Source organism: Rhodoferax sp., from assembly GCF_030653815.1.
Taxonomy (GTDB): Bacteria; Pseudomonadota; Gammaproteobacteria; order Burkholderiales; family Burkholderiaceae_C; genus Rhodoferax.
On the sequence record NZ_JAURYQ010000009.1, the window covers coordinates 81,516 to 103,606 of the forward strand.

Sequence of the window (22,091 nt, forward strand, 5' to 3'; positions counted from 1 at the left end):
GGCAGGGTAGGGGGCTGGTGCAGGCTATCAGGCGCTTCACGCCTGACGGAAGCATTCGGTGTGCATGAGCCTTTCAGGCCTGTCGTGATTCGGGTATGTTGAAAACGATTGCTCAGAAAGTCTTGCATCCGCCCTTACATCGTAAATTCAAACAAAAAAGCCCGCTACGAATTAACTAGCAGGCTTTTTATATGCCATAAGGCTTTGACTGGTGGGAACTGAGAGATTCGAACTCTCGACTTACGGATTAAGAGTGGGTGAAAACGCTTATTTATCAGAGACTTAGGCTCGTCTTCGCTCGTCACGTTTCGTTAGAACTCGCCAAAATTGTCACGTTTTCAACATTTGAGATAAAACTGTCGATCTCGAGCTTTCTTTTTTTCTCCACTTATCCAGTCTTGCATCTGTCCACTTTGTGGCTGTCGCGCCATTGAGTCGAAATTTGTGATTTGAGCATCCAGCGCTTTGCATTCTGAAAGGCGGTTTGTTGCTGACGAGTCGTTGATAGTTGTCGTTCTAGTCACCGTGGTAGTACTGTTCATAGGCGCACGTTGTTGTTCGGCTAACTTCACTTGTTGATCGAAGGGCATGCTGTCGGGGACACTGACGATGCGTTCAATCAGGGCGTTGTGTTGGTTGCAGTGCGCCTGTGCCCAAAATGTTCCTCCGCTGTAAGCTCTGCAAAGGTAAATCGATCCTGAGTGTGCCCAGAGCGGAAGTAGGGCGACCACAAAAAATAGCCATTTCATTGAAAACTCCCTTTGATTTTTTGTATGTGCTCAACTGTACGCTATGTCTATGTCGTCCATGACTTGAGTACTGTTCGAGAGGTGAAAAGCACTGGAGCCGACGATGTGTTCATTCAGAGTCACTTTCGGAAATAGCTCAACCGAACCAATGCAGAACTCAAACGGCACGCAATGACCAGACTTGGACGTAAAAAAAGCCCCAACGATTTCTCGTAAGAGCTTGATTCACTGGTGTATTTTGGCTCCTCGACCTGGGTTCGAACCAGGGACCTACGGACTTCCTGGGCCTATTGAAATTTGCAGGCTTTGGGCGTGTTGACGCAACTGCTGTATGACCGAGTTCGCTCCCCAGCGTGGGATGTTCCAGGTTTTGTATTGCGGGTTGTACCGAGCACGATGGGCCTTTGCCAGACTTCTGACTAGGGACACTAAGTCCGGATCGAAAGCAACAACCCTTACGGCGATGTCCCCACTGGAAAACTGCTTGACTGACACCCACCGCCCTGAGAAATTGATTATTTCTTCTGGCAGGTATTGTCTGACCATCGGTTGAGGCGGTGAAACCGGAGGCGCAGGCGTCTCAATTTCTTGCTGTTGCGCAGTTGGCCAGACCCAGTTTTTCCTGGCAAGTGACTCAATCACGGCCTTTTTTACTTCATCCGGGTCGAAGTTGTCTGGTGTAAAGCGGCTTAGGTCGATTTCCAGTGCCGGTAGATTGAGTTTTTCAAAGGTTGCAACCTTGATCAAATCACAAAATGAAGAATAGGCGATCTCGATAGCCACTTGAATGCCATCTGCGGTGACCACCAATAGGTCCGGCCTGATGCATCCCATCGTCACTTCCTCTTGGACAGCGGATAGGGCTTGCAGAAATGTTGACGTCGTATGGTCTTCAAGTGCCAGAAGCCGAGCCACAGTCGGCGTCATGGGAGCTGTGAGGCCGCTGGCTTGGACGATCAGCTGTTTGGCGTACTGGTGAAGCAGTGACTCGTGGTTTGAGTCACAGGGTTCGCGGTTTGACGCATGAGCAAAATGATGTTCACGAACTTGACCTTGGCGGGCGACTAAAGGCTCATCGCAAACGACGCAGCGACATTGGCAGGCCAGGCCTCGTGTAGCCTCACGTACATGAATAAGTTGATTAAACTCGTTGAGACCAAAAAGAGAAGACATAGAAACACTCCTTGTAAAACTAGGTTCGGGGTGGTTCTTAGTGTTTCGTGTTGCGTCGGTGTGAACCAGCCCGCAACCATCCACATACTGGTACAAGGGGGGTTATGAAAGCACTGGTTCAATGCCTGATCGACTGGCTGAATGAGAATCGATCTGATGCGCACGCGTGGCAAATCGTGAATGCGCTGGCCCGAGATACGCTCGGACGCGCTAACAGCGCGGATCCATCACAAAGAGAATTTGATGTCCATCAGTTGGTTGAGGCCTGTCAGCCAGACCGTGAATGGGACTACGACGCCGCTAAACGCTGGTTCATCCGGGCCAAGGTAGGGTTGTTTTTGGAGGCCAGGCAGGCGGAACTGCAGGCATATTTCAGGGGCAAAGGCCATTCTCAGGGGATTGCTGTCGCGCAGCGGAAGACAACAGGGAGGCATCGGGCGCCCTGGTACCTGAAGGTCTACGACTTGCCGACGCCGAATGAAACAACGGATGGCAATGAACAAGAGGATCTAAACCAACCCCGAACCAGTACCCAGCGGGTTCAGCCCGAACTTGTTTACGATTTCACCCCGTCAAGCGAGATAAAACTCAGTTTGCTTGGAAGAATATTGCTTGGCAAGGGCGCTTTTGTGACCAGATCGGCCAGAGGGGCGGTCTGGGCCGGGTTGATGTTGTGTTCCGTCGCTTTGACGCTTTATTGTGGATATTTGTTTTGGACAATGCGATTGCTACAACGGCCAATGCTGACCAGTGACCTGATATTGACCTTGATGTTGATAGCTACCACTTGGGTGTTCTGGCGATACTTGATTCGCCCTTGGACATGGTTGCTGGATGATCGGATCGTCTTTGCAGGGGAGCTTCTGTGTAGTCTGAAGGAAGACCGGGCTCAACTAGACTTGGCGCAAGACGCGAATGGAAAGCATGTACGGATCGTTCGCTTCAACGGCGTTTGTCCGATTTGTGCCGGAAGAATTGAGCTCCGGTATGGAACGGGATTGAATTCCAGGCGGCTATTTGGATGCTGCGGGGAAGCGCCGCATGATCATGTTTTTACTTTTGATCGTGTGACACACATTGGACAGAGGTACGTGGTTTGATCAGATAAGTCACCTGTCCATACCCCAGATACCCATAGCCGAACCAATGCAGAACCCAAGCAGCACGCATTGACCAGTCCTGGACGCAAAAAAGCCCCAACGATTTCTCACAAGTGAATCGCCCCGGGAATTGAGGAGGCTCCAAACTTTGAGAAGATGGAGCCATGAGCAAGAAATCAAATCGTTTTTCCCCTGAAGTGCGCGAACGCGCCGTACGCATGGTGCAGGACCACCGTGGCGAATATGCATCCCTGTGGGCTGCCGTTGAATCAATTGCACCCAAGATCGGCTGCGTCCCCCAGACGCTGCATGAATGGGTACGCAAGCAAGAGATCGACACCGGACTGCGCGATGGCGTCACCAGCGAGGAGCGTGATCGCATCAAAGCCCTGGAGCGGGAGAACAAGGAACTGCGCCGGGCCAATGAAATCCTCAAGCTGGCCAGTGCGTTTTTTGCCCAGGCGGAGCTCGACCGCCGACTGAAGTCCTGAGAGGTTTCGTGGACAAACACCGCGACACCTACGGGGTCGAGCCAATCTGCAAAGTTTTACAGATTGCCCCGTCAGGGTATCGTCGCCATGCTGCTTGCCAACGCAAACCAGAGCTGCGTTGTGTCCGTGCCAAGACCGATGCCACCCTGATGCCGAAAATCCAGCAAGTCTGGCAAACCAACATGCAGGTCTACGGCGCAGACAAGGTCTGGCATCAGATGAACCGTGAAGGCGTCGAGGTGGCCCGCTGCACGGTCGAGCGACTGATGAAACGCCTGGGGCTGCAGGGCGTGCGCCGGGGCAAAGTCGTGCGCACGACAGTCCCAGACAAGGCGCTGCCTTGCCCATTGGACCGGGTCAATCGGCAGTTCAAAGCCGATCGCCCCAATCAGTTGTGGGTGTCGGATTTCACCTATGTTTCAACTTGGCAGGGTTGGCAATACGTGGCTTTTGTGATCGATGTGTTTGCCAGGCGCATCGTGGGCTGGCGTGTCAGCAGTTCCATGCGCACCGACTTCGTGCTCGATGCGCTGGAGCAGGCTTTGTATGACCGTCAGCCAGACCAAAGTGCACTGATCCATCACTCAGACAGAGGTTCGCAGTATGTCTCCATCCTTTACACCGAGCGCCTTGCCCAGGCCGGGATAGAACCTTCGGTGGGCAGTCGTGGCGACAGCTATGACAACGCCCTGGCCGAGACAATCAATGGGCTGTACAAGGCCGAATTGATTCACCGCCGTGCTCCCTGGAAAACCAAGGAAGCCGTGGAACTGGCCACCCTTGAATGGGTGCACTGGTTCAACCACATCCGACTGCTGGAGCCGATTGGGTATATTCCACCGGCCGAGGCTGAGGCAAACTACTATCGGCAACTCGCCGAGAAGACCGAAAACACGGTCTGACTTTAACCAACTGGCCTCCACGAAACCCGGGGCGATTCAATGGCCATGAAGCTGGTCAACCCCAAGTACATCCCAAGAGAGTGGATGCTGGTGCAGGCCTACCGCAGCGCCACGGACGCTGGGGACTTCACACTGGTGCGGCAACTGCACGACTTGCTGGCTGACCCCTACAGCGAACAGTCACCAGAGCTTGCCGCGCTGTATTACACCAAGAAGCGGGATGAGTACTTTGAATTAGGCGGTACCTCGTACTGCAGTTGCTCTTCGTAGCGCACGGCTTGTCGGGTCCAACTGAGGTCGATGACTCTCATAAGCCTTGTTCCATAACTTGGACGTCTGGGACCAAGCCTGGGATGAGAATGGTTTCTGCTGGTGCTCGGCCTGCTCGTAGGGCGCCAGGAGTTGGGCGAGGCGCTTGAGCAGAAAATCCGCTTCTTCGGGGTTGGCGGTGGAGCGGCTTTCAGGGATTGTGATTTCGAGGAAGCCAAAGCCGGCCGTGTCGAGGAATTCCACAGGCAGGTCGGGCGCAAAGCTCTGGTCGTAGGCACTCAGGCCAGCGTGGCGCACGCTACCGAATGCCATGAACGGCTTCTGACTGGGGTTGAACTGTAGCGCCGGAAAACTGCCTGCCTCGAACGGCTTCAAAGGGCCTAGAACTGGAGTTCATTCGTGCAAACTCTCGATTAAGTTCTAAACAGAACGAAACACTACACTAGCGCCCGATTTCCGAGAAATTCCAGGCCAAGTACGTCAAGCAGCTGTTCAAGCTCAAGCTGTTCACCATTGATAAAGCCTTCGGCGGCTGGATCAAGGCAGCCAAGGATCATTTTTCGATGGCGCTTTATTTGACCAAATTTACCTGAAGCAGTAAAGCCGCGACTGTCAGCCAGGAGGCAATTTGATCCCGCGGTCTGAGTCGACGTGTCGATCCTGCCGGAGTGGCGCCGGGAGCGCAGCGACCAAGGAATTCGGCATGCTGAAAATGGCACAATGCCAAAGAAGTTGAGATCGACACAAGTGTGGTGCAGAATGACAGTCCAGGGCCTCATGCAAAGAGCCGTGCTCATCGTCGATGACGCAACAGAGAACCTGCGGATCCTGATTGAGTACGGCACCCGCTCAAGCGCAGGGTCGAGATGCTGGACCCTGCAGCAACCGAAAGCAAGCCGGCGATGGAGTCCGAGTACGAGGGGAAATGATGGAAGCGAGCCAGTCAGATTCTGAGCGGCGCCAGCGAGCTGACGGAGACCAGCCCGCGCCCAGGTCTGTCATGTTCAGACAGTACACGCTTTTGCTCATCGCCTTTGTGCTGATGGCAACGGTTGTCGGTACGAGCTTCGTCAACTTCCAAAGCCGGCAACTCGAAGAGCGGGAATACAGCAATCTGGAGAGCATCGCCAAACTCAAGGCCGAAGCGATTGAAAACTGGCTGGGCGAAAGGAATGGCGATGCCATTACCTTGTTCGCATCGAAGGGCTTGGCCACGGTCATAGAGAGCGCCGCCAATGATCCCAAGCGCTCGGACAACACTTTGCTGGATCGGTTTGACGCCATGCGCCAGGCATTTTCTTACAACAGCATTCTGTTGCTGGACAACGCCGGAAACCTCCTGCTGAGCAGCGGCAGCGACACCGACATGCCTGCGGCCGCGCAGGCCATATACCTTCAAGCCATGACTCAGAACCGGGTGCTCCATACCGATCTGTACCTGGATGCAGAAGGTGATGTTCAGATGGACTGGATCGTGCCGATCATTCCGGAAGGTTTGGGAAAGCAGGCGCCGATGGCAACCGTCGTGCTTCGTGTTGATCCGAAAACTTTTCTTTTCCCCTTGATCAGCACCTGGCCCACAAAGAGCGCCAGCGCAGGGGGGTCCCTGGTGCGCAGGGATGGGGATTTTGTGCTGGCCCTTAGTGATTTGCCGCAAGTCAAGGGCGCCGCCCTGAAATACAAGCGGCCATTGAACACACCTGCGCTGCCCGCTGCAATTGCGGTTCAATCAGATCGACCTGGCACCATGCGCAACATTGATTACCGCGGTGTCGAAGTGCTCTCGGGCTATCGCCCCATCGAGGGAACAGATTGGCGAATTGTCGTCCGAATCGACCGTGCCGAAGTTCTTGCGCCAATGTGGCAGGCATTCTGGTGGATCGTGGCCATCATGCTGGTTGCGGCACTCGCCGTCATGCTGGCGTTCTGGAAGCTGTTGCATCAGCAACGGGCGCTGCAGGCGTTTGAAATCGAAGCTGAAAAGTCCAGGATCAACCAGCAAATCCAATCGCTGGGCGACAACCTGCCCAATGGCTTCGTCTACCGATATCGTCTGACGCCCAACGGGCAGTCGAGTTTCACCTACATCAGTACCGGTGTCGAAAAGTTGATCGGCGTGCCGCCGGCTCGGGTCACGGCTGACGCGTCTGTGCTGTTTGCAAACCTCGCGCCAGAATCGATGCAAGAGTATCTGAAGGCTCAGGCCAGGAGCGCACAGGAGCTCAGTGCCTATGGCGGCGTGCTGCTCTTCAACCTGGCCGATAAGCGCAAGCTCTGGCTGGATGTGAATTCGCAACCCCACCTGGAAGCGGACGGCTGCATTGTGTGGGACGGTGTCGCCATCGATGTCACCGAACGCCGCAAAGCTGAAGACGCGCTGCGCGATAACGAGGAGCGCTTCCGCACCCTGTTCGAAGAAACCCGCCAAGCCATCACCCTGATTGAGAACGGCCACTTTGTTGCCGCCAACAAGGCCTCGCTCGAAATGCTGGGCATGGAGCGACTGGATCAGTTCATCGGCCTTTCACCCATCGACATCTCACCGCTGCGGCAACCCGACGGGCAGCTTTCCAGCGAGAAGGTGGTCTCGCTGATCAGCACGGCATTCGAGACCGGCAGCCATGCTTTCGAGTGGGAGCACATCCGCGCCAACGGCGAGCATTTCATCGCCAAGGTGCTCCTGACGGCGATCCGCCAGGGCAGCAAGGATGTGCTGCACGTGGTCTGGACCGATATCACGCAGCAAAAGGTAGCCGAGCGTGAATTGGCCGACTACCGCCTGGAACTTGAGCGCCGGGTGGTCGAACGAACCGCCGAACTGGCAACAATGGCCGAATCGTTACGCAGCGCCAATGAGGAACAGCAGGCCATCTTCGACACCGCCAGTTGTGGCATCGCACTCATCACGGAGGGGACTTTCACGCGCTGCAACCGTAGGATGCATGCGCTGTTCGGCTGGCCAGTGGGTGAGATGGTCGGCAAACCCACCGCGATCTGGTACCCCGCAGAGCGCGCGAATCTGGCCGGCGGCGGCGAGGCCGACGAGCGGACATGGCATGGCGAAGTTCACAGCAGCGAGCAGCAGCTGAAACGCCGGGACGGCAGCCGCTTGTGGGTGCGACTGACGGGCACGGCGGTTGATCCGGCAGACCGGTCCAAGGGCACGGTTTGCATCGTCGACGACATCACCACCGAGCGCGCCGCCATTGAGCAGTTGCTTCAAGCCAAAACGCTGGCCGAGGCCGCGGCGCGCATGAAGACAAACTTTCTGGCCAACATGAGCCACGAAATCCGAACGCCGATGAATGCGGTGATCGGCATGTCCCACCTGCTGCTCAGAACCGAACTCACGCTGCGCCAGCGTGACTACCTCGCCAAGATCCAGGGCGCCGGCCAGCACCTGCTCGGCATCATTGACGACATCCTCGACTTCTCCAAAGTCGAAGCCGGCAAGCTGAGCCTGGAACGTGCCGATTTCGACCTCGACAAAATGGCCATCAATGTCGCCACGCTGCTGAGCGAGAAGACCGGCGACAAAGGGCTCGAATTAACGATCGATATCGCCTCCGATGTCCCGCGCAGCCTGATCGGCGACGCCTTGCGGCTTCAGCAAGTTTTGCTCAATTTCAGCTCCAATGCCGTCAAATTTACGGAACAGGGCGAAATCAACATCGTCGTTCGACTCAAGGAACGCAGCCGCGACGAAGCTCTGCTCCACTTCGCCGTGTGCGACACCGGCATCGGCCTGAGCCGTGAACAGCAAGCCCAACTGTTCCAAAGCTTCCAGCAGGCCGACAGCTCAACCACGCGCAAGTTCGGCGGCACCGGGCTCGGCCTGGTGATCTCCAAGCGACTGGCCGAGTTGATGGGCGGCGAGGTCGGTGTCCAGAGCGAGCCGGGCAAGGGCAGCACATTCTGGTTTACCGCCCGCCTAGGCATTGGCTCCGCGCGGGCGGCGGAGCTGCTGCCGCGACCGGACCTGCGCGGCCTGCGCGTGTTGGTGGTCGACGACAACGAAACCGCGCGCATGGTGCTGCGGGACATGCTGGCCTTGATGAGCTTTGTGGTCGAGGAGGCAAGCTCGGGCGCACGGGCCATTGAAGCCATCAGGCAATCCGTCTCTAACGGAAAACCTTACGCGATCGCGTTTCTCGACTGGCAGATGCCGGGCATGGACGGGATCGAGGCGGCCCGCAGAATCCGCGCGCTCGGACTGCAGGCCACGCCGCACCTGGTCATGGTCAGCGCCTACGGGCGCGAGGAACTAATGACGCAGGCCAGCGCCGCCGGTATCGAAAGCTACCTGATCAAACCTGTGACGCGCTCGCTGCTGTTTGACACCGCCATGCAGATGTTGGGCGGCGAACGCAACGAGGCAGCCGAGCCAGCGCCAGCGCCAAACCCGCAAGCCGAGTTGCCTGCTGCGATCAAGGGCGCACGCATCCTGGTGGTCGAAGATAACGAACTGAACCAGGAGGTGGCAAAGGACCTGCTGATCGGGGCTGGCCTGGTCGTCGATGTGGCGCAAGACGGTGCAGTCGCCGTCAGGAAAGTTCAGACATCGTCCTACGACCTGATCTTCATGGACATGCAAATGCCGGTCATGGATGGCGTCACCGCCACCCTTGAAATCCGCAAGCTGGCGCAGTACCGGGACTTGCCGATCATTGCCATGACCGCCAATGTCATGCAACAGGACCGTGAGCGTTGCCTGCAGGCCGGCATGAACGACTTCATCGCCAAGCCGATCGAGCCCGATCAGCTCTGGTCGATGCTGATGCGCTGGGTCAAACCGAATCTGGCGCAAAGCGATGCCTCGCCCCAAGAGGCCCCCGCTGTTCTGGCAGGGTCGGCGCAGGACGCCGCTACTGTCGCGCCTGAAGTGCCCACAGACGTCGAAGGGCTCGATGTCAGTGCCGGCTTGCGAAGCGTATTGAGCAACACGTCGACCTATGTCTCGCTGCTGCGCCTGTTTGTCAAGAAGCACAAGATGGACGCCGATGCGGTCAGCAGCGCGCTCGACGGCGACTGGGCTGGCGCCGAGCGCCTGGCACACACCATCAAAGGGGTGGCTGGCACCCTGGGCGCGCGCGTTCTGCAAGGTGTCGCCGCAGAACTGGAGCTGGCGATCCGCGAGCGACAGGCCCGAACGCTGATTGATCAGCGACTTAATGACTTTGCCAGGGAACTCGCGACCCTGATCAGCCAATTGGAAGCAAAACTGCCGCGCCAGAAAATGGATGGCACACCTGCTGTCGTGGATCAAGTCAAGCTCGCAGCTGTCAGCGGCGAACTTGCCGAGTTGTTGGCACAGGACAACTGCGAGGCAAGCTACTTCTTCGCGGTGAACGCCAAGCTGCTGCGGTCCGCGTTTCCCTCGGTATTCAACAAGCTCGCCGAGGAGATCGAGAACTTTGACTTCGATACTGCCAGGACGACGCTTGAATCGGCACGCCAATCAACGACGGCCGACGACGGCCTAGTCATCCGGTGACCTGCCATGCCTGATGGCCCAGCCGCAAAGAAAATGTGCCGGCAACCATTCACATCACTGATTTAAAAATCTGGAAGAAGCCGAAAAGGACCAAGGCCATTGTCGAGATGCCAAGCGTCGCGTGACTAACCCGCGGCCCGAACCTGGAAGCCAGTCCAAACACCAGAATGATTCCGGCCAGAACGGCGACGATGGAGGCATGGAAGCTGTAAAGAGGAGGCTCGACAATCTCGCGGTAGAAGTATTTCGAAGCTGAGTTCGAGTTACCGTAATCAGCCCCAGAGTGCACTATGGAGTGTCAGCTAACGGTCATCCAGGTTCGTGTGAAGCGGTGATTCATTTTTTTCCATCGAATGGGAAAGCTGACATCCCCAAAAGTCCCGTCAACTGGGATTGATATTCGATTGGCCTTTTTGAGTGTCCACAGCGGCATAAGTGCCGCTCCAAAATTGACCAAGGTGTTCCCTTGATTTGTTACTATTTCAGTTCTGCCCGGTTCGCTTGCAGCCGCACAACATCATGCGTCAAGCGGATGTGCGCCTCCAGCGCCAAGGCCGCGCGTGCCTCCTGGCGGCCCATGGCGGCACGATAGATATCTTCGTGTTCCTTGTGCACATCGCGCCCGCTGGCGTGGGCTGCGGTCAGCCGCCAGTTGATGTTGCGGTAACGCTCGGCATGGCGGTAAAGAATGGACAACAGGTACTTGCTCCAGGTCGAATCAAAGCCGGCAATCAAGGCCTCATGAAAAGCCTTGTTGCGCCGCTCCCAGAGCTCAGAGCCTGACTCTGCCAGGTCTCTTTCAGTCTGGCTCAAGCGCTCGTAGCTTTGCACCAGTGCGGCCTCCCATTGGGCATCGCCATGGCGGATGGATTGGCGCAAGGCCTCGGTCTCCAGCATGACGCGGGTATTGGTCACGTCTTCCAGGTCGGCCAGCGAGATCGGTGCCACCCGAAAACCACGCTGGCCCTCCGAGGTGACCAGCGCATCGGACACCAGCAGTGACAAAGCCTCGCGCAGCGTGCCCGCGCCCACCTCGTACTGGTCTTTCAGGTGCTCCACGCGCAGGCGTTCGCCGGGGACCAGCTTACCGCACACCACATCGTGGCGCAGCGCCAGGTAGGCGCGCTCCACCAGCGTGCGGGGCGCTGCAGTTTCGTTGGCCGGGCCGGCAGCACGGTTTTTTTGAAGGGTTGACATCACATTGCTCCCGGGTCGCTTTTGAGCTCGGTTGCAGGCCCTGCGCCACTTTGGCGTTGCTTGAGCCGATAGGCCAGTTGTGGCCGGGTCAGGCCCAGCAGGCGCGCCGCCTCAGACAAGTTGCCACGGGCGCGGGCCACCGCATGGTCGAGCACGCGGGCCTCGATCTCTTCAAGCGAACTGCCGCTGTTCAAAATACGGGTGCTCAACTCGTCGTCTTGCACGCTGGGCAATCTGGCCAGATGGCCGTGCGCGTCCAGGCTGGTCTGCGCGGCATCGGGCTGGTTCGGGAACAGGTGCTCCACCTCAACCCTGCCGGCCTGGGTTGCCAGGATCACGCCACGCTCCACCAGGTTTTCGAGCTCGCGCACGTTGCCGGGCCAGTCGTGTTGCTGCAGCGCCTGCAGTGCGCGCTCTTCAAACCCCAGCACGCGCTTGCTGTGCAGGGCGCAAAAACGGGCAAGCATGGCCAGGGCCAGCGGCTCGATATCGGCTTTGCGCTCGCGCAGCGGGGGGATACAGATGGGGTAGACATTGAGTCGGTACATCAAATCAGCCCGGAAACGCCCGGCCTGCACGGCCTGCGCCAGGTCGACATTGGTGGCGGCCACCAGGCGCACATTGACCTTGCGCGTGCTCTCGCCGCCTACGCGCTCAATTTCACCTTCCTGCAACACGCGCAGCAGCTTGGTTTGAGCTGCCATCGGCATTTCACCCACCTCGTCGAGCAGCAGGGTGCCCCCGTCAGCACGCTCGAAGCGGCCCGCCCGCGCCGCGTGGGCGCCGGTGTAGGCACCTTTTTCGACACCAAAGAGTTCGGCCTCAATCAGCTCGGCGGGCAAGGCGGCGCAATTGACCGCAACAAAAGCTTTGTCAGCCCGGTTGGACAAATCATGCAGGGCGCGCGCAAAACGCTCCTTGCCGACGCCGGTTTCGCCGGTCAACAAGACTGTGGCCTGCGTCGGTGCCACCTTTTGCATCAGCGCGTAGGCCTTGCGAAACGCCGGCGAGTTGCCAATCAGCTGGCCGCCCTGGCTGGCTGGCTCCAGCGTCGACCTCAGTGCCTCCACCTGCGACTGCAGGGCCTCCATCTTTTCCATCAGGGAGTCGTCGGTGAAATACACGCGATGCGCTTCGCCATCGGGCCATTCCTCAATGGGGCGTCCAACGATCTGGCAATGGTCCGCGCCACAGGCGGCGCACAGCGTCTCCTTGAACAGAATCAGCCGGCCCATGAAGGCGCTGGTGTAGCCGCTGGCATAACCCAGCAGCGTCCAGCAGGCCGGCGCATCGACCAGGCCAAACTTTTGCCGGTGCGCGTAGGCCTCCCACGAGTTGTCCCAGCGAAAGTCGGCGTAAAACTGGCCCGCCTTGATGTCGAGGTTGAGCTTGACGGGCGTCACCCGGGCCGCGCCCTCGAGCATGTGCAATTGCGGGCCGACCATGAAGCTGTCCTGCAAGGCCTCGCCAGGCCGCATCTTTTTGGCGTATTCGGCATCTGAAAGGCCCGAGGCATAACCCATGCGCGTCAGGATGCGCCGCGCATGTTCGGGGCCGACAGAGCTCATCAGGTCCTGGCGCAACTCCGCCAAGGCGTTGGTGTGCATCAGCACCATGCGCCGGTCGCCCAGCCAGATCACGCCGCTGTCGGGCTCAAAGCGCAACAGGCGCCGCAAATCGACGTTGGGTGGGTATTTGTAGCTCATCGGCAGATCACTCCACGGCAAGGTGAAAAAACCATTATCTCGATATTATTTTTTCCTACCCAGAATTACCCGGGATGGGATGACCGTTTTCTGTGATTTGATCATTTGGTAAATTTTAGCCGTTTGGCTTTGATTAAATGCGCAAAGCAGCATCGGGCCAGGCGTTTATTGCGCTAAGGGTAAGCCCTGATAGGGGTCAGATTGGTCTTGAATCGGGTCGAAAAAAATCATGATTTCTAGTGGTTAACCCTAGGAATATCGAGATTATTGGCATCAACACAAATATTGGCAGGTTCCTTGCAAAGTCATGAGGGTAATGCCCGCCACCCAACGACCCGCACCATGACCAATACCTTGAGTTCACCCACAGCCCAGCCTTGCGACATCAAACACAAGTTTGTCCGTGTCCGAGAAGTCCGCCCCGACGGCCTGGTGTGTTTTGAGTTTGCCATCGGTTGGCCAGAGTTGTTTGTTGAGTTGATGTTGCCCCAGCCAGCTTTTGACGATTTTTGCGTTCAAAACCAGGTCCAACTTTTGAAGATTTAAGTCCCCTCGTCGTCTCTTTTTAAAAGGATAAGCCCCTATGTCAGTCGATCTCCACACGCGTGAAATCAAACCTCTGCGCAACACCTTTAGCCAAACGGCCAACTATGTCGGCAACGACAAACCGGCGTCGCGCTACCAGGAAGCCACGCTCGACACCCAGCCCACCGACAACTTCCACTACCGCCCGACTTGGGACCCCGAGCACGAGATCTTCGACAAGTCGCGCACCAAGGTCAAACTGGCCGACTGGAATGTATTGCGCGACCCGCGTCAGTACTACTACGCCACTTGGACCATGGCCCGGGCGCGCCAGCAGGACGCGATTGAGTCGAGCTATGACTTTGTCCAGTCCCGCGGCTTGGTGACCAAGATGTCGGACGCCGTGCGCAGCAAGGCCTGCGAGGTGCTGATGCCGCTGCGCCATGTGGCCTGGGGAGGCAACATGAACAACAGCTCGATTGGTGCCTACGGCTACGGCACACCGTTTACGGCGCCGGCCATGTTCCACGCCATGGACCACTTGGGTGCCGCGCAGTTCATTACCCGCATTGGCCTGGCCCTGGATGAGCCCGCCATTCTGGACGCCGGCAAGAACGACTGGCTCAACGCCGCTTGCTGGCAGCCGCTGCGCCACTATGTTGAAGACACGCTGGTGGTGCAGGACCCGTTCGAACTGTTCATTGCGCAAAACCTGGCGCTCGACGCGCAGCTCTACCCGCTGATCTACGGCAATTTTGTGGACGACCACATTGCCTTGCAGGGCGGCACCGCGGTGTCGATGCTGGCCGCCTTCATGCCCGAGTGGCATACCGAGAGCGCACGCTGGATTGACGCGGTGGTCAAGGTGGCTGCGGCCGAATCCGACGACAACCGCCAGTTGATCTCAGGCTGGGTCACCGCCTGGGCTGACCGTGCCCAGACCGCTCTGACACCCGTGGCCGAACTGGCGTTGGGTGAGCATGGTGTGGTCGCCTTGCAGGAAGCACGCGACGCGCTTAATTTGCGCTGCAAAAAAGCCGGCCTTGTGGCCTGAGCTTTGCCCATTTCTCATTCATTCAAGGAGACTCCCCGCATGTCCAATGTATTCATCGCCTTCCAGGACAACGAAGACGCGCGCCCCATCATTGAGGCCATCCTCGCCGACAACGCTGAGGCGCAGGCTACCTACCCCACCGGCCTGGTCAAGATCATTGCCCCCGGCAAACTCGTGGTGCGCCGCGAAACCATCGAGGAGCTGATCGGCCGCCCCTACGATTTGCAGCAGATCCAGGTCAACCTGGTCACCTTGTCGGGTCACCTTGAAGAAGACGACGACCAGTTCTCGCTGAAATGGAATAACTGAACCCACCCACCCCCAAGGAGCACCTATGGATACCCCTGTTATCAAGAAAAAACTCGGTCTCAAAGAACGTTATGCCGCCATGACCCGCGGCCTGGCCTGGGACACCACCTACCAGCCGATGGACAAGGTCTTCCCGTATGACAAATACGAAGGCATCAAGATCCACGACTGGGACAAGTGGGAAGACCCGTTCCGCCTGACCATGGACGCCTACTGGAAATACCAGGGCGAAAAAGAGAAAAAACTTTACGCCGTGATCGAAGCCTTTGCACAAAACAATGGCCAGCTTGGTGTGTCTGATGCGCGCTACATCAATGCACTCAAGATTTTCCTGACCGGCGTGACCCCGCTGGAGTACTACGCCTTCCGTGGCTTTGCCCACGTCGGCCGTCAGTTCACCGGTGCCGGTGCCCGCGTGGCTTGCCAGCTGCAGTCGATTGACGAACTGCGCCACAACCAGACCGAAACCCACGCCCTGAGCCACTACAACAGGTACTTCAACGGCCTGCACAGCCCCAAGCACATGTTTGACCGTGTCTGGTATTTGTCGGTGCCCAAGTCGTTCTTTGAAGACGCTTACACCGGCGGCCCGTTCGAGTTTTTGACGGCGGTGAGCTTCTCGTTCGAGTACGTGCTGACCAACCTGTTGTTTGTGCCCTTCATGTCGGGTGCGGCGCACAACGGCGACATGTCGACCGTGACCTTTGGTTTCAGCGCGCAATCTGACGAATCACGTCACATGACCTTGGGCATCGAGTGCATCAAGTTCATGCTGGAGCAAGACCCCGACAACGTGCCGATCGTGCAGGGCTGGATCGACAAATGGTTCTGGCGCGGCTACCGTCTGCTGACCATCGTGGCCATGATGCAAGATTACATGCTGCCCAAGCGCGTGATGAGCTGGCGTGAGAGCTGGGAAATGTACGTCGAGGAAAACGGCGAATCCCTGTTCAAGGACCTGGCGCGTTACGGCATCCGCAAACCCAAGGGTTGGATTCAGGCCTGCGAGGGCAAGGATCACATCAGCCACCAAGCCTGGGCTACCTTCTACCAGTACGGCGGCGCCGCGGCCTTCCAGACCTGGGTGCCCGAGAAAGAAGAGCTGGACTGGCTGAGCGAGAAGTACCCGGAAACCTTTGACAAATACTACCGTCCGCGCTGGGAGCACTGGGGTGCGCAGGCAGCCGAAGGCAAGCGCTTCTACAACATGACCCTGCCCATGCTGTGCACCACCTGCCAGGTGCCGATGCTCTTCACCGAAGAGGGTGATCCCACCAAGATCGCCTACCGCGAGAGCGACTACCTAGGTAACAAGTACCACACCTGCTCTGACCACTGCAAGGAAATCTTTGACAACGAACCCGAAAAGTACGTCCAAAGCTGGCTGCCGGTGAACCAGATCTACCAGGGCAACTGCTTCAAGGAAGGCACCGATCCCACCAAGGAAGGTTTCGATCCGTTGCTGGCTGTGCTCGATTACTACAACTTGAACGTTGGCCGCGACAACTTCGACTTCGAAGGCTCGGAAGACCAGAAAAACTTTGCCGCCTGGCGCGGTGACACGGCAGAAGGAAGCCAAAAATGAGCGTTAAATCAGTCAAGCCCTACAACTTTCCGGCTAAAGACGTGCGCGAGAACTTTCCCGCGCCGCTGCTCTTCATCGGCTGGGAGGACCACCTGATGTTTGCCGCCCCCTTCGCCCTGCCACTGCCGCCCGACACACCGTTTGGCGCCCTGGGTACCGCCGTGTTGCCACCCATTTACGGTGCACACCCGGACTTTGGCAAGATCGACTGGGACACCGTGCAGTGGTTCAAATCGGGTGAATCCTGGCAGCCCGATCCCGCCAAATCCTTGGCAGAAAACGGCCTGCTGCACAAGGACGTCATCCGCTTCAGAACCCCCGGCCTGACCGGCCTCAATGGCTCTTGCGCTTAATTAAGTGTGGCAGCTTCAGCAGGTGGGCCCCTGGCCCGCCTGCTGCGTCAGCTCCATTTGAAACTTTCAGAAACAAAAAAGACCATGAGTTACCAACTGCTGATTGAACCACTGGGCGCGACCATTGAGGTCGAAGAAGGCCAGACCCTGCTTGATGCCGCGCTGCGTCAGGGTATCTACATTCCGCACGCTTGCGGCCATGGCTTGTGTGGCACCTGCAAGGTGGAGGTGACCGATGGCGAGGTCGATCACGGCCACGCCAACCCGTTTGCGCTGATGGACTTTGAGCGCGATGCCGGCAAGACGCTGGCCTGCTGCGCCACGTTACAAAGTGATGCCGCCATCGAAGCCGACATCGACGAAGAACCCGATGCAGAGATCATTGCGGTGCGCGACTTTGACTGCACCGTGTCGCGCATTGAATCGCTCACACCGACCATCAAGGCTATTTTTCTTAAGCTCGACAAACCCTTGCACTTCCAGGCCGGCCAGTATGTGCAGGTGGTGATTCCCGGCGTTGAAGGCAGCCGCGCGTTTTCCATTGCCAACTCGCCGGCCCAGGTGCAAGCCACGGGCGAAGTCGAACTCAATGTGCGCATCCTCAAGGGCGGCGCGGGCACCACCTGGCTGCATGAGCAGTTGAAGGCGGGCGACGCCTTGCGTATCTCCGGCCCCTACGGGCGCTTCTTTGTGCGCAAGTCGGCCAAAGAGCCAGTAGTGTTTTTCGCTGGCGGCTCCGGCTTGTCAAGCCCGCGCTCAATGATTCTGGATTTGCTCGAGTCCGGCAGCGCGCAGCCGATCACGCTGGTTTACGGCCAGCGCTCGCAAGACGAGCTGTATTACGACGCCGAGTTCCGCACGCTGGCCGCACAGCACCCCAACTTCAACTATGTGCCAGCACTCTCTGATGCCGCACCAGGTACCGGTTGGGAAGGTGCACAAGGCTATGTGCACGACGTGGCCAAGGCCCACTTTGACAACAACTTCTCTGGCAACAAAGCCTACCTGTGCGGCCCGCCGGTGATGATCGAAGCCTGCATTTCGGCCTTGATGCAAGGGCGTCTGTACGAGCGCGACATCTACACCGAGAAGTTCCTCTCGGCCGCTGACACCAACCAGCAGCGCAGCCCCTTGTTCAAGCGGGTCTGAGGCACGACCATGTTGTTTGACACCCGGCCCAAGGTCGCTGTTCACGTCGCGCAAACCGGTGAAACCTTTCCCTGCGCCCACGACGAAAGCCTGTTGAAGGGCATGTTGCGTCTGGGTCGCAAAGGCATTCCGGTGGGTTGTGTCAACGGCGGTTGCGGTGTTTGCAAGGTGCATATTGTTGAGGGCCAGGTCAAGTCTCTGGGCCCGGTCAGTCGCGCCCATGTCACGGCCGAGGAAGAAGCCGCCGGCTTCACCCTGGCCTGCCGTGTGGCCCCGGTCACCGCCGTTCGGCTGGAGGTGACAGGCAAGTTCGAAAAGCCGTTCCGCAAGGGGTTTGCCAGTGCGGCAAACGCCTGATTTTTTAGACAACTTTTAACCACAAGGAGAAAGCAATGGGCATTATGCGAATTGGTCACGTCAGCATCAAGGTGATGGACATGGCAACGGCTCTGAAGCACTATGAAAACGTGCTGGGCATGAAAAAGACGATGGAGGACAAACACGGCAACGTGTACCTCAAGTGCTGGGACGAGTGGGACAAATACTCCCTGATCCTCACGCCCTCCGACCAGGCCGGCCTGAACCACGTGGCCTACAAGGTCGAAAAAGACAGCGACCTCGACGCGCTGCAACAGAAAATTGAAGCCTATGGCATTGCCACCACCGTGCTCGAAGAAGGCGCGCTGCCGTCTACGGGTCGTCTGCTGCAGTTCAAGCTGCCCAGCGGCCACGAGATGCGCCTGTATGCCATGAAAGAGTATGTCGGCACCGAAGTCGGTACCCAAAATCCGGACCCGTGGCCAGACAACATCAAGGGCGCCGGTGCCCATTGGCTCGACCACTGCCTGCTGATGTGCGAGATGAACCCCGAGGCGGGCATCAACAAGGTCGCAGAAAACACCAAGTTCGTCACCGAAGTGCTCGACTTTTTCCTGACCGAGCAAGTGCTGGTGGGCCCGAATGGTGACATGCAGGCCGCCACCTGGCTGGCGCGCACCACCACGCCTCATGACATCGCCTTTGTGGCGGGCCCGCGCATGGGCTTGCACCACATTGCCTTCTTCCTGGATTCCTGGCACGACGTGCTCAAAGCTGCCGACGTGATGGCCAAGACCAAGACCAAGATCGACGTGGCGCCGACCCGCCATGGCATCACCCGCGGCGAGACCATTTATTTCTTCGACCCGAGCGGCAACCGCAACGAAACCTTTGCCGGCCTGGGTTACCTAGCCCAGCGCGACCGCCCTGTGACCACCTGGGACGAGTCCCACCTGGGTTCGGGCATCTTCTATCACACCGGTGAACTGGTGGCGTCCTTCACCGAGGTGTACACCTGATCCCTTGATCGCTTCGTTTTCGGCGCGCCCGCCTGCGCGGGTGTGCCGACGCCTTCACGCAAACTCATATTCTCAGCATTCCATTCCCCATGAAAAAAATTGTTTTATCCGCGCTCACCGCCTTGGCCGGTATTGGCGCCTCGGCAGGTGGTCATTACGTGCCCGGTGTTGAAGGTATCCAGGCGGCCAGCGTGCCGCCCCCCGGCATGTATTACCTGGGCTACCTTGTGAACTACAGCATCGATGAACTGCGCGCACCGGGCAGCAGCGACTCCTTACCCGGCCACAACACCGGCACCGTCAGCGCCCTGGCCAACCGCTTTGTCTACATTTCCGGCACTAAGCTACTGGGTGCCGACTACGGCGTGGAAGCCATCGTTCCGGTGATTCGCAAATCGTTCGCCTTCGCCGGCGAATCCAACACCGGGGTGGGTGACGTTTACCTGGGCCCGCTGGTGCTGGGCTGGCACGGTGGCAACTGGGACGCGGTGGCCGCAGCGGGCGTATGGTTTGATACCGGCAACAGTGATTCCATTTCCAAGCCCGGCAACGGTTACAAGTCCACCATGCTGACCGGCGGCGGCACTTACTACTTTGATGCAGCCAAAAAATGGACCGGCTCGGCCCTGGTGCGCTACGAGATCAATTCCGCCAACGACGCCAGCTTCGAGCCTGGTGATCAGGTCACGATGGAATGGGGCTTTGGCAAGTCCATCGGTCCGGTGCAATTAGGCGTGGTCGGCTACGACCAATGGCAAACCAGCACCGACTCGGGTACCGGCGCCAGCGGCAATAAATCCGCACGCCACGCCATTGGTGCCGAACTGGTCTACCCGCTCATGAAAGAGGCGGGTGTCATGCTCAAGGCTGCTTACTACAACGAGTATTCAGCTAAGGGCGGCACCAACCCTGAGCCCAAAGGCTCGACCTTGCGTTTCACCTTCGTCAAGGCCTTTTGAGCCCTGCCGTCCAAGTGCTTTTGGCATGGGACGGAACGCGTTCAATAGCTCTATCAATACCAAAAAGGTATTGATAGATTAACAAAATGGTATTTGACGGTATCAAAAATAATTTTTACGATACCGTCAATGCTTGGTTTTTCGAGCTTGCGCCTGAGCGGCGTTCTTACCCACCACCGGAGTCACCATGGACCTGCGTCGCCTGAAAAGCTTTGTGGTTTTGGCTGAAGAGCTGAACTTCAACCGGGCGGCGGCGCGTCTGCATATTTCCCAACCGCCCTTGACGCGGCAAATTCAGTTGTTGGAAGGCGAGCTCGGCGCCCCGCTGTTTGACCGCCAGCCCAAAGGTCTGGTGCTCACGGCCGCCGGCTGCACCCTGCTGGACGACGCCCGACGCATTCTGGGCATGGCGGACGCCGCCAAAGACCGGGCCGCCCAGGCCGGCCGGGGTGAAATTGGCCGCCTCGACGTGGGTATCTTCGGCTCGGCCATCTTTCACCACATTCCACGCCTGCTGTTGCAGTTTCGCAGCCGCTACCCGAATGTGCAGATCAGCCTGCATGAACAAACCAAGGCCGAACAGATCCAGGCGCTGCGCGAGCGGCGTCTGACCATCGGCTTCAACCGTCACGTCAGGCCCGCGCCCGACCTTGTGGTGGAACCGGTCTACCAGGAACCTCTGCTGGTGGCGCTGCATGGTGATCACCCCATGGCGCAACAAGCCGCCATCAGCATCCGCGAGCTCAGCGCTCAGCCGCTCATCCTCTACCCCAACAACACGCGTGAAGGTTTTGCCGACCACGTGTTGTCGCTGTTTTATCACGAGGGCCTGCAAGCCCAGGTGGAGCTGGAGGTGAAGGACGTGGTCACGGCGGTAGCCCTGGTGTCCAGTGGTTTTGGCCTGTGTGTGACGCCCGAGGCGGCCAGCAGCCTGCAACTGCCGGGTGTGGTCTACCGGCCGCTCCAGGCCGATCCGGCGCCCACGGTGGAACTGGTGTGCGTGTACCGCCGGGACGATGCCTCGCCGGTGCTGGCGGCCTTTCTGGAGACCGTGCGCCAATTCCAGCCGGAAAACGGCGGCAAAAAAGTCGTCTGCTGACCTGGCAGGCGTTTTATTTCCTTCAACCTGATCTCGGAGATAGTCAAATCTTATGAAAGTATCTGTTTCACAAACGGTGATCGGCTGGGACGCAGCCGCCATGGCAGCGCGTGCCACAGCACAACACGCGGACAGTCTGGGCATCGCCATCAACATTGCGGTGGTCGACCTCGGCGGTAACCTAGCCGCGTTTTTGCGCATGCCGGGCGCTTTTTTGCATTCGATCGACATAGCCATCGACAAGGCTTACACCGCCGCCAGTTTTGGTTTGCCGACCAGCCAGTGGCACGGCGCACTGCAGGAACACTCGGATGCCGTGCGTGAAGGCATTGTGCTGCGTCCGCGCTTTGTAGCTTTTGGCGGTGGCTTGCCGATCCTTGAGGCCGGTCAGCGCATTGGCGGCATCGGTGTCTCGGGCGGCTCGGAGGAACAGGACGAGGCTTGTGCCCAAGCGGGGCTGAAAGCCATCGGTTTGAACAGTTAACTTTTTGAAAATTGCACCATGAACCAGATACTGAACTTCATCAACGGCGAATACGTCAGCAACGTCAGCGGCAAGACCTACGAGAAACGCAATCCCGTAGACAACTCGTTGATCGGCATGGTCCATGAAGCCGGCCAGCCCGAAGTTGACGCCGC

20 protein-coding genes, 1 pseudogene and 1 other annotated feature are annotated in these 22,091 nt (G+C 58.2%); of the genes and pseudogenes, 16 read left to right on the plus strand and 5 right to left on the minus strand.

Going from position 1 to position 22,091, the window contains the following annotated elements; translation table 11 throughout:
- Positions 1–338: 338 nt before the first annotated feature.
- Positions 339–749, minus strand: coding sequence for a hypothetical protein (locus Q7U49_RS03370; protein ID WP_304762344.1), 411 nt, complete (start codon positions 747–749; stop codon positions 339–341).
- A gap of 270 nt (positions 750–1,019) precedes the next feature.
- Entirely contained in the window at positions 1,020–1,922 is a 903-nt protein-coding gene (locus Q7U49_RS03375; RefSeq protein ID WP_304762345.1) for a competence protein CoiA family protein, read from the minus strand.
- A gap of 104 nt (positions 1,923–2,026) precedes the next feature.
- Here Q7U49_RS03375 and Q7U49_RS03380 point away from each other — a divergent pair, with 104 nt between their 5' ends.
- The 3 genes from Q7U49_RS03380 (at position 2,027) to Q7U49_RS03390 (ending at position 4,685) form a co-directional block, all read left to right on the plus strand.
- Positions 2,027–3,022, plus strand: a complete 996-nt coding sequence (locus tag Q7U49_RS03380; protein WP_304762346.1) for a hypothetical protein — start codon at positions 2,027–2,029, stop codon at positions 3,020–3,022.
- 164 nt (positions 3,023–3,186) lie between these two features.
- Positions 3,187–4,415 (plus strand): IS3 family transposase gene (locus Q7U49_RS03385; RefSeq protein WP_304762347.1). Its coding sequence is split into 2 segments (ribosomal slippage): positions 3,187–3,478 and positions 3,478–4,415, totalling 1,230 coding nucleotides; the frame shifts between segments, so codons are not numbered across the junction.
- Positions 3,468–3,584, plus strand: a sequence feature (AL1L pseudoknot). It overlaps the preceding gene by 117 nt.
- A 45-nt stretch (positions 4,416–4,460) precedes the next feature.
- The gene (locus Q7U49_RS03390; protein WP_304762348.1) at positions 4,461–4,685 is read left to right on the plus strand and encodes a hypothetical protein; all 225 of its coding nucleotides are present in this window, start codon (positions 4,461–4,463) and stop codon (positions 4,683–4,685) included.
- Here the strand turns inward: Q7U49_RS03390 and Q7U49_RS03395 are convergent.
- Positions 4,650–4,997 carry a hypothetical protein gene (locus Q7U49_RS03395; protein ID WP_304762349.1) on the minus strand — a complete coding sequence of 116 codons (348 nt, stop codon included), beginning with the start codon at positions 4,995–4,997 and terminating at the stop codon, positions 4,650–4,652. The two genes, Q7U49_RS03390 and Q7U49_RS03395, sit on opposite strands and share 36 nt — an antisense overlap.
- A 134-nt stretch (positions 4,998–5,131) precedes the next feature.
- Between Q7U49_RS03395 and Q7U49_RS03400 the strand changes: the two are divergent.
- Positions 5,132–5,286: pseudogene (locus Q7U49_RS03400) on the plus strand (sulfate transporter subunit); the annotation flags it as partial.
- A 231-nt stretch (positions 5,287–5,517) separates the two neighbouring features.
- Positions 5,518–10,179 carry a response regulator gene (locus tag Q7U49_RS03405; protein WP_304762350.1) on the plus strand — a complete coding sequence of 1,554 codons (4,662 nt, stop codon included), beginning with the start codon at positions 5,518–5,520 and terminating at the stop codon, positions 10,177–10,179.
- Between the two features lie 477 nt (positions 10,180–10,656).
- Here Q7U49_RS03405 and Q7U49_RS03410 read toward each other — a convergent pair whose 3' ends face one another.
- Together Q7U49_RS03410 and Q7U49_RS03415 are read right to left on the minus strand one after the other, a co-directional pair.
- Entirely contained in the window at positions 10,657–11,376 is a 720-nt protein-coding gene (locus tag Q7U49_RS03410; RefSeq protein WP_304762351.1) for a GntR family transcriptional regulator, read from the minus strand.
- Positions 11,376–13,082, minus strand: a complete 1,707-nt coding sequence (locus Q7U49_RS03415; protein ID WP_304762352.1) for a sigma-54-dependent Fis family transcriptional regulator — start codon at positions 13,080–13,082, stop codon at positions 11,376–11,378. Before Q7U49_RS03415 ends, Q7U49_RS03410 begins: the two co-directional genes overlap by 1 nt.
- 342 nt (positions 13,083–13,424) lie before the next feature.
- Between Q7U49_RS03415 and Q7U49_RS03420 the strand changes: the two genes are divergently transcribed.
- From Q7U49_RS03420 to Q7U49_RS03470, 11 genes are all read left to right on the plus strand, one after another.
- The gene (locus Q7U49_RS03420) at positions 13,425–13,628 is read left to right on the plus strand and encodes a phenol hydroxylase subunit (RefSeq protein WP_304762353.1); all 204 of its coding nucleotides are present in this window, start codon (positions 13,425–13,427) and stop codon (positions 13,626–13,628) included.
- A gap of 37 nt (positions 13,629–13,665) precedes the next feature.
- Positions 13,666–14,661: an aromatic/alkene monooxygenase hydroxylase subunit beta gene (locus Q7U49_RS03425; protein ID WP_304762354.1), complete on the plus strand. Its 996-nt coding sequence runs from the start codon at positions 13,666–13,668 to the stop codon at positions 14,659–14,661.
- A gap of 39 nt (positions 14,662–14,700) precedes the next feature.
- The gene (locus tag Q7U49_RS03430; RefSeq protein WP_304762355.1) at positions 14,701–14,970 is read left to right on the plus strand and encodes an MmoB/DmpM family protein; all 270 of its coding nucleotides are present in this window, start codon (positions 14,701–14,703) and stop codon (positions 14,968–14,970) included.
- Between the two features lie 25 nt (positions 14,971–14,995).
- Positions 14,996–16,555, plus strand: coding sequence for an aromatic/alkene/methane monooxygenase hydroxylase/oxygenase subunit alpha (locus tag Q7U49_RS03435; RefSeq protein WP_304762356.1), 1,560 nt, complete (start codon positions 14,996–14,998; stop codon positions 16,553–16,555).
- On the plus strand, positions 16,552–16,908 hold the full coding sequence (locus Q7U49_RS03440; RefSeq protein ID WP_304762357.1) for a phenol hydroxylase subunit P4: 357 nt from the start codon (positions 16,552–16,554) through the stop codon (positions 16,906–16,908). Before Q7U49_RS03435 ends, Q7U49_RS03440 begins: the two co-directional genes overlap by 4 nt.
- An 84-nt stretch (positions 16,909–16,992) precedes the next feature.
- The gene (locus Q7U49_RS03445; RefSeq protein WP_304762358.1) at positions 16,993–18,057 is read left to right on the plus strand and encodes an NADH:ubiquinone reductase (Na(+)-transporting) subunit F; all 1,065 of its coding nucleotides are present in this window, start codon (positions 16,993–16,995) and stop codon (positions 18,055–18,057) included.
- Positions 18,058–18,066: 9 nt separating this feature from the next.
- Positions 18,067–18,414 (plus strand): 2Fe-2S iron-sulfur cluster binding domain-containing protein, encoded by a 348-nt coding sequence (locus Q7U49_RS03450; RefSeq protein ID WP_304762359.1) that lies wholly within the window; start codon positions 18,067–18,069, stop codon positions 18,412–18,414.
- A gap of 35 nt (positions 18,415–18,449) precedes the next feature.
- Positions 18,450–19,394: a catechol 2,3-dioxygenase gene (locus tag Q7U49_RS03455; protein WP_304762360.1), complete on the plus strand. Its 945-nt coding sequence runs from the start codon at positions 18,450–18,452 to the stop codon at positions 19,392–19,394.
- Between the two features lie 89 nt (positions 19,395–19,483).
- Positions 19,484–20,353: a transporter gene (locus Q7U49_RS03460; RefSeq protein WP_304762361.1), complete on the plus strand. Its 870-nt coding sequence runs from the start codon at positions 19,484–19,486 to the stop codon at positions 20,351–20,353.
- A 187-nt stretch (positions 20,354–20,540) separates the two neighbouring features.
- Positions 20,541–21,452 (plus strand): LysR family transcriptional regulator, encoded by a 912-nt coding sequence (locus Q7U49_RS03465; protein ID WP_304762362.1) that lies wholly within the window; start codon positions 20,541–20,543, stop codon positions 21,450–21,452.
- A 52-nt stretch (positions 21,453–21,504) separates the two neighbouring features.
- Positions 21,505–21,936, plus strand: coding sequence for a heme-binding protein (locus Q7U49_RS03470; RefSeq protein WP_370653953.1), 432 nt, complete (start codon positions 21,505–21,507; stop codon positions 21,934–21,936).
- Positions 21,937–22,091 lie beyond the last annotated feature (155 nt).